The sequence below is a fragment of the Polaromonas sp. genome, from assembly GCF_041689105.1.
In the GTDB taxonomy this organism is placed as follows: Bacteria; Pseudomonadota; Gammaproteobacteria; order Burkholderiales; family Burkholderiaceae_C; genus Polaromonas.
The window spans coordinates 1-10,785 of sequence record NZ_JBDNGU010000186.1; the positions used below are offsets into that span (position 1 = coordinate 1).

Annotated in this window: 10 protein-coding genes, 1 tRNA gene and 1 pseudogene; 7 read left to right on the plus strand and 5 right to left on the minus strand. The window is 62.7% G+C overall.

The features are described 5' to 3' along the window. The 6 genes from rsmB to ACESMT_RS18570 all read left to right on the plus strand — a co-directional run. On the plus strand, window positions 1-901 hold a 901-nt coding region (rsmB, locus tag ACESMT_RS18545; RefSeq protein ID WP_372828072.1), incomplete at its 5' end, for a 16S rRNA (cytosine(967)-C(5))-methyltransferase RsmB. Then, window positions 894-1,553 carry a DUF4390 domain-containing protein gene (locus ACESMT_RS18550; RefSeq protein WP_372828073.1) on the plus strand — a complete coding sequence of 220 codons (660 nt, stop codon included), beginning with the start codon at window positions 894-896 and terminating at the stop codon, window positions 1,551-1,553. The genes rsmB and ACESMT_RS18550, both read left to right, overlap by 8 nt. A 2-nt stretch (window positions 1,554-1,555) precedes the next feature. Next, window positions 1,556-3,853 carry an ATP-binding protein gene (locus tag ACESMT_RS18555; RefSeq protein WP_372828080.1) on the plus strand — a complete coding sequence of 766 codons (2,298 nt, stop codon included), beginning with the start codon at window positions 1,556-1,558 and terminating at the stop codon, window positions 3,851-3,853. A 68-nt stretch (window positions 3,854-3,921) separates the two neighbouring features. After that, window positions 3,922-4,599, plus strand: a complete 678-nt coding sequence (locus ACESMT_RS18560) for a response regulator (protein WP_372828075.1) — start codon at window positions 3,922-3,924, stop codon at window positions 4,597-4,599. A gap of 18 nt (window positions 4,600-4,617) precedes the next feature. Continuing rightward, a tRNA-Phe gene (locus ACESMT_RS18565) sits at window positions 4,618-4,693 on the plus strand. Window positions 4,694-5,016: 323 nt separating this feature from the next. Further along, entirely contained in the window at window positions 5,017-5,733 is a 717-nt protein-coding gene (locus ACESMT_RS18570; RefSeq protein ID WP_372828076.1) for an aspartate/glutamate racemase family protein, read from the plus strand. Window positions 5,734-5,884: 151 nt separating this feature from the next. Here ACESMT_RS18570 and ACESMT_RS18575 read toward each other — a convergent pair whose 3' ends face one another. Genes ACESMT_RS18575 through ACESMT_RS18590 form a run of 4 tightly spaced genes read right to left on the minus strand, consistent with a single transcriptional unit; the run spans window position 5,885 to window position 9,531 of the window. Further along, complete coding sequence (locus ACESMT_RS18575; RefSeq protein ID WP_372828081.1) at window positions 5,885-6,661, minus strand: phospholipase A; 777 nt, start codon at window positions 6,659-6,661, stop codon at window positions 5,885-5,887. 6 nt (window positions 6,662-6,667) lie between these two features. Then, complete coding sequence (locus ACESMT_RS18580) at window positions 6,668-6,859, minus strand: hypothetical protein (protein ID WP_372828077.1); 192 nt, start codon at window positions 6,857-6,859, stop codon at window positions 6,668-6,670. Further along, on the minus strand, window positions 6,856-7,377 hold the full coding sequence (locus ACESMT_RS18585) for a hypothetical protein (RefSeq protein WP_372828078.1): 522 nt from the start codon (window positions 7,375-7,377) through the stop codon (window positions 6,856-6,858). Before ACESMT_RS18585 ends, ACESMT_RS18580 begins: the two co-directional genes overlap by 4 nt. 12 nt (window positions 7,378-7,389) lie before the next feature. After that, window positions 7,390-9,531, minus strand: coding sequence for an ATP-dependent helicase (locus tag ACESMT_RS18590; RefSeq protein ID WP_372828082.1), 2,142 nt, complete (start codon window positions 9,529-9,531; stop codon window positions 7,390-7,392). A 98-nt stretch (window positions 9,532-9,629) separates the two neighbouring features. Between ACESMT_RS18590 and ACESMT_RS18595 the strand changes: the two genes are divergently transcribed. Beyond that, window positions 9,630-10,583, plus strand: coding sequence for an AEC family transporter (locus tag ACESMT_RS18595; RefSeq protein ID WP_372828079.1), 954 nt, complete (start codon window positions 9,630-9,632; stop codon window positions 10,581-10,583). An 86-nt stretch (window positions 10,584-10,669) separates the two neighbouring features. Here ACESMT_RS18595 and ACESMT_RS18600 read toward each other — a convergent pair. Continuing rightward, window positions 10,670-10,785: pseudogene (locus tag ACESMT_RS18600) on the minus strand (IS630 family transposase); the annotation flags it as partial.

Here is a 10,785-nt window from a genome sequence, read left to right on the forward strand (position 1 = left end):
CGTGTGGAACCATCCCCAGTGGTGGATAGACCGCGTGCGCAAGGACCACCCCGACCAGTGGCAGGCCATCTTGACGGCCAACAATGCCCGGGCGCCTCTGGTTCTCAGGGTTAATGAACGAAAAACGACCCCAGCCCTTTATCTGCAAGCGCTAGAAGCTATAAATACGATAGCAAGTCCTGTAGGAAAAAACGGCGTGATCCTGCGCCATGCCCAGGCTGTCCCGACCCTGCCGGGTTACGGGCAGGGGCATTTTTCGGTGCAGGACGCTGCGGCGCAGATGGCCGCACCTTTGTTGCTGGACGGACTCAGCGCTACCGGGGGGGGCCGCTTGAGGCTGCTGGATGCCTGCGCCGCACCGGGCGGCAAAACCGCCCACCTGCTGGAGCTGGCCGATGCCGATGTCACGGCGCTGGACATCGACGCGCACCGTTGCGAGCGCATCGGCCAGAACCTGCAGCGCCTGGGCCTGCACGCCGATATCCGCGTTGGCGATGCCGCGCGCCCCGAGACTTGGTGGGACGGTGGTCTCTACGATGGCATCCTGCTGGACGCGCCATGCACCGCGTCGGGCATCGTGCGCAGGCACCCGGACGTGCGCTGGCTGCGTCGTCCCACCGATATCGCGCAACTGGCGGCTTTGCAAACCAGGCTGTTCAACGCGCTCTGGCCGCTGCTCAGGCCCGGCGGGCGACTGCTCTATTGCACCTGCTCGGTTTTCCGGGCTGAAGGTGAGCAGCAGGCGCAAACGTTTGTTACACACCACAAAGACGCTGTTTTAATGCCATCGCCCGGTCATTTGCTGCCCCAAAGTGGCGCCCCCGAGACCGTCTTCCCGGACAATTTGAAAGGTGAGAACGACGGCTTCTATTACGCGGTTTTTGAAAAACGCAGTGCTTGAGCAGGCGCTGCGCCGGTTGCTGGCGTGCGCCCTCTTTGTGGTGGCGGCTTTTGCCGCACCGGCCGCGCTGTCGGCGGAGGTCGCGCAGCTCAAGATGGAGCGTTCCGACGAGTCGGTCTACCTGTCCGCCGCTGTTAAATTTGAGTTGCCGCCGGTGGTCGAGGATGCCCTGCTCAAAGGCATTCCGATGTTTTTTGTAGCTGAGGCCGACATTTACCGTGACCGCTGGTACTGGTACGACAAACGGGTCACCACAGCCACCCGCACTATGCGGCTGGCCTTTCAGCCCCTGACCCGGCGCTGGCGACTCAACGTACTGGCGGGCGCCATCAGCGTGACCGGTCTGCGTACGTCGCTGAGCCAGAACTACGACAGCCTGCCCGAGGCCATGGCTTCCATCCAGCGCATCTCGCGCTGGCGCATTGCGGATGTCGCCGAAATCGATGCCGACGCCCGGCACACCATCGAGTTCCGGTTCCGGCTGGACCTGTCGCAACTGCCGCGTCCTTTCCAGATTGGAGTCGCCGGGCAAAGAGACTGGACGATCAATGTGCAGGAAAGCCGGCAGTTGCTGGCAGAACCGATTCGCGACAGCACCCGGGATGCAGCGCCCGAAATGGCCAGGGAAGTGGCCAAAGAGGCGCTGAAGTGAGTCTGAAAGGTCAGCCGCCTTCTTCCCTGAAAAGCGGCCCGGCCTTCCGCTGGACGGTCGGCGTGGGTGTTGGCGTGATGGCAGCCCTGGGGCTGGTGCTGATGTTCCTGCTGACCCAGGCCACGGGCAACCGCGAGCTGTACGAACGCAACTACGTCCTGTTGTTCGGGTTGAACGTCGCCGTGGCCGCCTTGCTGCTGTTGGCGATCGGCTGGATCGTGCTTCGCCTGGTCCTGCGTCTGCGCAAGGGCAAGTTCGGCAGTCGCCTGCTGGTCAAGCTGGCGGCCATTTTTGCGTTGGTCGGTCTGATGCCGGGGCTGATGATTTACGTCGTGTCCTACCAGTTTGTGTCGCGGTCCATCGAAAGCTGGTTTGACGTGAAAGTCGAGGGTGCGCTGGACGCCGGCCTGAATCTGGGCCGCGTCACGCTGGACACACTGGCGTCCGAGCTGGCCAACAAGACCCGGGCGGCTGCGGGCCAGCTCGCGCAAACACCTGACGCCACTGCCGGCCTGGCGCTGGAGCGCCTGCGCGACCAGCTCGCAGTCAGCGACGTTGTCTTGTGGACGGCCTCTGGCCAGATGATTGCCAGTGCTGGCGATTCGCGCTACTCCATCAAGCCCGAGCGGCCGCCCGGGCAACTGCTGCGCAACGCGCGTGCGCAGCGTGTTGCCACGCAAATCGAAGGCCTGGACGAGGCAGCCTTGCCTGGCGCGGAGGCAGGGCCAGACCCTGGCCCCCCTGTGGCCACTGGCGGTGCTGTGGCCAACACCGCACCACGCATCAAGGCCTTGGCGCTGGTGGTCAGCCCCGGCGTCGGGTTGTTCGGCGAGAACCGGTTTTTGCAGGTGACCGAACTGCTGCCCGTCAGCCTGGTCGCCAACGCCATTGCCGTGCAGGAAGCCAACCGCGAGTACCAGGAGCGTGCCCTCGCCCGAGGTGGGCTGCGCAAGATGTACATAGGGACCCTCACGCTCAGCCTGTTTCTTGCGGTGTTTGGCGCCGTGCTGCTTGCGGTGGTGCTGGGCAACCAGTTGGCTCGGCCGCTGCTGGTGCTGGCCGAGGGGGTCAAGCAGGTCGCCCAGGGCGACCTCACGCCCAAGGCAGCCCTGCAGGGCAAAGATGAGCTAGGGGGGCTGACACGCTCCTTTGCCGACATGACCCAGCAACTGGCCGATGCGCGCGGTGCCGTGCAGAAAAGCATGGACCAGGTGGACGCAGCCCGCGCCAACCTGCAGACCATTCTGGACAACCTGACTGCCGGCGTCATGGTGCTGGACCTGAAGGGGCATATCCAGACCAGCAACCCCGGCGCGACCCGCATACTGCGTGTGCCGCTGGCGGCCTATCAGGGCCGGGTGCTGGGCGAAGTCCCCGGGCTGGAGGCCTTCGCGCAGGGCGTGCAGGCCCAGTTCGACACTTATTTCGGCGAGAACCTGATACACGGCATCGAGCACTGGCAGCAGTCCTTCGAGCTCAATGCCGCGCAACCCGGCGCCCCCGACAACGCCATCACGCTGATTGCGCGCGGCGCCAAGATGCCCGGCGATGAATGCCTGCTGGTATTTGATGATGTCTCGGAGATGGTGTCGGCCCAGCGCGCCCAGGCCTGGGGAGAGGTCGCCAGGCGACTCGCGCATGAGATCAAAAACCCGCTGACGCCCATCCAGCTGTCCGCCGAACGGCTGGAGATGAAGCTCACCGGCAAGGTCGGCGAGCCCGAGCAGGTACTGCTGACGAAATCCGTCAAGACCATTGTTGACCAGGTCGATGCCATGAAAAGGCTGGTCAACGAATTCCGAGACTACGCGCGCCTGCCTGCGGCCGAACTGATGCCGGTGGACCTCAATGCGCTGGTGAACGATGTGATCCAGCTGTACGCCAGCGAGAACGCGGTGGTGCCGGTGCAGGCGGAGCTCGAGCCCGGTTGCCCCGCGATCAAGGCGGATTCACAACAGATTCGGCAGGTCATTCACAACTTGTTGCAAAACGCTCAGGACGCGCAGGAGGGGCTGCCAGCCGGACGCACGGCGCTGGTAACGCTCAAGACCGAGTACTCGCCGGGCTCACGCCGCGTGCGCCTGACTGTGCGCGATAACGGCACGGGCTTCCCCGAACACATCCTGAAACGGGCGTTTGAGCCCTATGTGACCACCAAGGTGAAGGGCACCGGCTTGGGGCTCGCGGTGGTCAAAAAGATTGCCGACGAACACGGCGCCCGCATCGATATTTCGAATCGCGTCGTCGATGACGTCGTGCAGGGCGCTCAAGTATCGTTATCATTTGCGGTTGTGACTTAAACACTTGCGAGCGCAGGCAAACCGCTGCCGCAGGATAGATAACTGCTGGTTAGGGATAGCGATTCATCATGGCAAATATTCTGGTAGTTGACGACGAGTTGGGCATACGCGATCTGCTTTCGGAAATTCTCAACGACGAGGGCCATCAGGTCGAACTTGCAGAAAATGCGGCGCAGGCCCGGGCCGCGCGCGGCCGCGTCCGGCCTGATTTGGTGTTGCTGGATATCTGGATGCCCGACACCGACGGCGTCACGCTGCTCAAGGAGTGGTCCTCCACCGGACTGCTGACCATGCCGGTGATCATGATGAGTGGTCACGCCACCATAGACACAGCGGTCGAAGCCACCAAAATTGGTGCGATGGCCTTTCTCGAAAAACCCATCACGCTGCAAAAGCTGCTCAAGGCGGTCGAACAAGGTCTCGTGAAGTCTGCGGGCCGCAAGCCCCTGGCGCCACCCACCGCGTTGCTGCATGCGGTGGACCTGACCGTCGAAGCCGCCATGATGGGTGGCCTGGAGGTGGTCGCGGTGGAGCTGGGCCCGCAAGCCACCCAGAGCTTTCTGCTGGAAAAGCCCCTGCGTGATGCACGCGATGAATTCGAGAAAGCGTATTTCGAGTTTCACCTGGCAAAAGAGGGCGGCTCCATGACCCGCGTGGCCGAAAAAACCGGCCTGGAGCGCACCCACCTGTACCGCAAACTCAAGCAACTGGGCGTGGACCTGACCCGAGGCAAGCGCGCAGCCTGATATATAATCAGCGGCTCAGGCCCGGTAGCTCAGTCGGTAGAGCAGAGGATTGAAAATCCTTGTGTCGGTGGTTCGATTCCGCCCCAGGCCACCAGTATTCATGCGCCCCAGCGACCTGTTCGGTTTCTGGGGCGTTTCTACAATTGCGAGGTTTGTCATGGCTTGTAGCCCGCGCAACTGGACTTGCTCTGTTGGTGGCCAACGCACCACGGTTGTTGAAACAAGTACATCTTCGGCGTCCAGGAACCTTGATTGCACCGTTACTCCTGCGGGGATGGGCATGAAGGTTTTTGCAGATCATGGGTAGCTTTCAGTCCTTGCCGGCAACTTCCAGGCGCCTGCCAGAATTTGCCCGGAAGTCTGTTTCCGTGGTCTATGCTGAGACTTCCCGGCCCCTGAAGCTCTAGGACAACATCCATGACCCGCATTGGCGTTTTTGGAGGCATGGGGCCATCGGCAAGCGTTGACTTCCTCGACAAGCTGGTCAAACTGACCCCCGCCTCGCGAGATCAGGACCATCTGCCGGTGATTGTGGCAAGCCTGCCGCATATTCACGACCGATCAAGTGCCATTCTGGGTCAGGGCAAAGATCCCTTGCCTCAATTGCTCGCGGGTATAGAAATGCTCAACAAGGCGGAGGTCGGGGTGATTGTCATCCCGTGCAACTCTGCGCATCACTGGTTTGATGAAATGAGCAGGAGCAGCAAAGCGCCTTTGCTGCATATTGCCAAAGCCTGCGTGGCGGCCATAGCGCCGGGCAGCGGCGCTCGGGTGGCCGTTCTCGCGACGCGGGGTGCGCTGGCGTCTGGTTTCTACCAGCGTGAATTGCTGGCGCGTGGCATTGACTTCCTGTTGCCTGACCCGCAAGGCGCGCAAATCCATATCGACGCGTGTATTCGCGAAGTCAAGGCGGGCCGTCTTGACATCAGCGCACAGCACCTCACGCAGGCTTGCCAGGAGGTTGTCCGCCAGGGGGCAACCACACTCATCATGGGCTGCACTGAAATTACCATTGTCCGCAGGGGTGCCGACGTATCGGGCATGGTGCTGATAGACAGTTCGCTGGAACTTGCGCGTGCCAGTGTCGCTTTTGCCCTCGCAAGGGGATGGAACAGGCCGGGATGGGATTCCTGAAAACAACTGTCAAACACTCCGCTGAATCGCCAAGCGTTCGCGGAGGCCAACGGGGCCAAGCCCAACGATATGCGGGACGATGTTGCAAGTTGCCGGTGCCACCTTGCCCCATCTCAGGCCGGGGGGCTGCCGCTGGTAGTCCCTGACCTGGCTACCAGTCCACCAGGCTCAGACCGACGCTGAACACATTGCGGCGGCGGTTGTAGTCTCTGCCTGAAGACTCACGGATGCGCTGCCACACCCTGCCCTGCAAGGTCAGGCTGGCCTCGCCGCCCAGGTCTTTTTCGGCTGCGCCCATCAGGTAGACACGGTTCCAGCTGCGCGACTGAGGCAGGCTCTGGCCGTTGGACTGGTGGTTCAGGCCCAGGCCGCTCAGGCGGTACTTCCAGCCGCTAGGCAGGTCGATCATGTGCGGATAGATGTAGACCACCTCCGGTTCGTGGTCAGTGGTGCGAAACGGCCGCGAGATGTCGCTGTTGAACGGTTGCCAGTAACTCTGCTGGGTGTAGCCCAGCCACACTGAGTCGCTGCCAGCATCATCACCGGCAGAAGAGGCGAGCAAGCCCTTGGCGATCTTGGTGCGCACCGACAGCTGCAACCGCACCTCGGAGCGCTTGTAGCTGAAGGGGGTGGTCACCGTGTGGCCTGGCGAGGGCGAGGACGGCTGGTTGTTCACGCTGTCCGCGACCACACCGGCCACGCTGATCGGGCGATAGCCCCGGATGCCGAAAGTGTCGCAATCGGTGCCGCGCTGCAGCTCCCAAAAACGCGAAAGCTCGGAGTACTTGTCGTTCCCGCAGCCTACCCTCTTGCCATCTGGCGCTTCCGTGTTGATGGCAGGCAGCAGCAGGATTTGGGCGGCTTTCTGGCCAGACTCGGGGTTGGCTGGCGCAGTGGCCAGGCTGGGCGCCGGCGAACCGGCAGGCAGTTGCGACTAGGCCCAGCTCCGAAAGCAGGCCAGCTGGGCTGTGGCGTCGGCACCCATGGCCTGGCAAACCTGCCACCCGAGCCGGCTGCTGCGGTCCGGCAGAACCGGCGCGCCGCCGCCGGATTGGGCCTGGGCCAGACCACTGGCGAGCAGCAAGACCAGCGGCGCGCCCCAACCCCGGGGAGTGGCCGCGCTCACCATCCCGGCAGTTTCTCCAGCGTGAACGGAACGTCCGGTGCGTCGGGCGGCGCGTTGTTGCTGGTGTCTTTCCACATACCGCTGAATTTTTTTCCGCATGATCCCTCTACCATTTCACCGTTCCAGGTGCCGGTGATGCTGATGCCGTTGGAGGACTCGTCGAGCGTCAGCAAGCCGTTCTCCAGATCGCCTGCCAGTTGGGCTCTCGGCGCATGGCCGCCGGACTTTGGCGCCCGGATGACGCGGATGACGGCGCCGGCCACGCTCTCGCTGAACTCCGCATGCCGCTCGATCAGCATTGTTGCATCGGCCGGCAGGCCTGCCGGCGCAGGGTTGAACCGGGCACGCCAACGGCCGTGAATCTGCGGCGACGTGAGTTCTTTGGCCGCGGGACAGGCCGCAGTGGCCGAAGCCGCGGGCGCTGGTTTTTTGGCATAATTTTGGGCATCAGCCCTTATGGGCAGGGTGCAAATAGCTATTAAAATAATAGCAAACAAAGGTGAGGTGGTGGTTTTCATGCCGTGGCCTCCCTATCCGGCGTTTCTGGCCGCCTCGGCCAGGCTATTGGCTTCAGCGCTGTCCGCCGCGCGCTTGGCAAACTCGGCGCGCAAGGCCTTGATCTTTTCGCGCGGGTCTTCCCTGACGGTCGTTTTTTCAAGCGCCATATCGGCAATGAAGCGGCTGGGAACGCCCGCCACCGTGTCGCGGCCCTTCTTGCGCCGGCGCAGCCAGTTCACCGCCAGCGTGTGTTGTGCGCGTGTGATGCCGACATACATCAGGCGGCGCTCTTCCTGCAGGCGCTGCGCGATGTTTTCGGTCTTGGCCGCATCGGTGCCATCGTCGTCGTCGAGCTTGAAGGGCAGCAGGCCTTCGCAGCAGCCGGCCAGCACCACATGCGGCCACTCCAGTCCCTTGGCCGCATGTAGCGTGGACAGCGTCACCACGTTCTGGTCGCCTTCGCGTTCACTGATGGTGGACAGCAGGGCAATGGTCTGCACCACTTCCAGCATGGTTTTGGTTTCGGCAGCGATGACTGCCCCTGAGGTGTCGTCGATCTGCCCGCCGCAGCGCTGCGCCATCCAGTCGCAGAAATCCATCACGTTGGTCCAGCGCGCGGCAGCCAGCTTTTCACTGTCTTCGCCGTCGTAGAGGTGCTGTTCGTAGCCAATGTCCTTGAGCCAGTCGGTCAAAAACGTGCGCGCGTTTTCAGCACCTACGGTGTGCCTGGCGCGGTATTCAAGCTCGTTCACATAACGCCCGAACTCCTGCAGCGATGCCACCGCCTTGGCCGGCAGGACCGATCCCAGCGAGTTGCTGAACAGCGCCTCGAAAAGGCTGAGCCGGGCGCTGCTGGCAAAGGTGCCCAGTGTGCCCAGGGTGGTGTGGCCAATGCCGCGCTTGGGCGTGGTCACCGCGCGCATGAAGGCCGGGTCGTCATTGTTGTTGACCAGCAGCCGCAGCCAGCAGCACAGGTCCTTGATCTCCGCCCGGTCAAAAAAGCTTTGCCCGCCCGAGACCTTGTAGGGAATGTTGGCCTTGCGAAAGGCCTTTTCAAACGGCTTGGCCATGTGGTTGGCGCGGTAAAGCACGCAAAAGTCCTGCCAGTCCCTGTGCTGGCCGCCCTCGGCCTGCAGTGAGCCTTCGGCGCGCAGGCTCTGGATGCGCGCCACCACGCGTTCGGCCTCGTGTTCCTCGCTGTCGCAATCAACCACGCGTACCGGCTCGCCTTCGCCAAGTTCGCTGAACAGCGTTTTGGGGAACAGCTTGGGGTTGGGCGCAATCACGTTGTTGGCGGCGCGCAGGATGGCGCCGGTCGAGCGGTAGTTCTGCTCCAGTTTGATCACGCGCAGGTTCGGGTAATCGACCGGCAGTTTTTTCAGGTTGTCCAGCGTGGCGCCGCGCCAGCCATAAATCGACTGGTCGTCGTCGCCCACCGCCGTAAAACGGCCCCTGGGGCCCACCAGCAGCTTGAGCACTTCGTACTGCGTGGCATTGGTGTCCTGGTACTCATCGACCAGCACATGGCCGAGCGAAGCCTGCCATTTGTCGCGCACCGCGTCATGCTCGCGCAGCAGCTTGAGCGGCAGGCCGATCAGGTCGTCAAAGTCCACGCTCTGGTAGGCGGTGAGCCGCTCTTCATACCGCGCCATGATGCGCGCGATCAGGCGTTCCTCGTCGCCGCTGGCCTGCGCCTCGGCCTGGGCCGCATTGAACCCGCTGTTTTTCCAGGCGCTGATGGTCCACTGCCACTGGCGCGCCATGGCCGCGTCGGTGCTGCCACCAGCGTCTTTCAGAATGCTGTTCACGTCGTCGGTGTCAAGAATGGAAAACTGTTTCTTCAGCCCCAGTGCTTCACCGTCCTGGCGCAACATGCGCACGCCCAGCGCGTGGAAGGTGCAGATCAGCACGCCTTTGGCGGCCTTGCCGATCAGGGTCTTGGCGCGTTCGCGCATTTCGGCCGCAGCCTTGTTGGTGAAGGTGATGGCCGCCACCTGTTCGGGCTTGAGCCCGGCCAGGATCAGGCGGCCAATCTTGTGCGTGATCACCCGCGTCTTGCCCGAGCCGGCGCCGGCCAGCACCAGGCAGGGGCCGTGCATGTAATTGACGGCTTCCTGCTGGGCGAGATTGAGACCGGTGACTTGGGAAGAGGCTGGGGACGGGTGGGACGACATGCAGTAAGAAGGCGGACGCGACAAGACGATATGGGGCAAGCAGCGGGTCATCATAGCCAGTCAGCCAGCTGCAAACCCAGCAGGTGACAATATGCTTTGTGCTAAGCATCCTCCTGATCACCTTCCCCTTCTTCGCATTGGTGCTGTGTGGCTACGTGGCTGCGCGCCGGGGTCTGCTGCCGCAGGCGGCGATTCCCGGCCTGAACAGCTTTGTGCTGTATTTCGCGCTGCCCTGCATGTTGTACCGCTTTGGCGCCAACACGCCTGTAGCGCAACTGCTCGACGGCGGCCTGGTGGCGGTGTACCTGCTGTGCGCGCTGGTCGTGGTGGGCTTCACGATTGCAGTCACGCGCAACCAGCGGATCGGATGGAACGACGCCTCTTTTGGCGCGCTGGTCGCGGCTTTTCCCAATACCGGCTTCATGGGGGTGCCGCTGCTGGTGGCCTTGCTGGGTGCGCAGGCGGCCGGGCCAGCCATCGTAACCATTGTGGTGGACCTGCTGGTGACCAGCTCGTTGTGTATTGCCCTGTCGCGACTGGATTCAGCCGACAGCCACGGCGCCGAAGTGGCGGCCAAAAACGCGCTCAAAGGCGTGGCGCTGAACCCCATGCCCTGGGCGATTGTGCTGGGCGCGGTGTCCTCAGGGCTGGCGATCACCTTGCCTGCGCCGGTGATGCAGACCGTCGCCTTGCTGGCCGATGCCGCGTCGCCGGTGGCGCTGTTCACCATAGGCGCGGTGCTGGCGCGCTCGCAAATGAACAGCGTCGAGAAAATCCCCGTACAAGACTATCTGCCGGTTGCGCTGATCAAGCTGGTGTTGCACCCGCTGCTGGTCGGGCTGGTAGGCCTGGGCGCGATTCAACTGGGTGTGCCGCTGCAGCCTTTCGCCTTGACAGTGATCGTGCTGGTAGCCGCTTTGCCAAGTGCCAGCAATGTGTCACTGCTGGCCGAGCGTTTTGGCGCCAACAACGGGCGGATTGCGCGCATCATCCTGCTATCGACCGTGCTGGCGTTTTTTACCTTTTCTGGGGCGGTAGCGTTGCTGACTTGAGTAGTACTGCGCAATGAGGTCAGTTAGAGACTTTCTACTTCAATTTGCGGCCCCACCGCTTACTATTGCTCCGGCCCTGTGAAGTCTTAAGCCGCATATCGAACCCGACTATCCTGAAAGTAGCTCATAACGCGCTGGGGGTTTTGCTTCAGCATCGCCATGTGCTCGTTGGCGGCCTCGCGTAATCTGGCCTTGGTTCTGA

Coding starts and splice junctions, on each gene's coding strand:
- ACESMT_RS18570 (WP_372828076.1), top strand. CDS start 5,017: ATGACCCGCATTGGCGTTTTTGGAGGCATGGGGCCATCGGCAAGCGTT.
- ACESMT_RS18585 (WP_372828078.1), bottom strand. CDS start 7,377: ATGAAAACCACCACCTCACCTTTGTTTGCTATTATTTTAATAGCTATT.
- ACESMT_RS18560 (WP_372828075.1), top strand. CDS start 3,922: ATGGCAAATATTCTGGTAGTTGACGACGAGTTGGGCATACGCGATCTG.
- ACESMT_RS18590 (WP_372828082.1), bottom strand. CDS start 9,531: ATGTCGTCCCACCCGTCCCCAGCCTCTTCCCAAGTCACCGGTCTCAAT.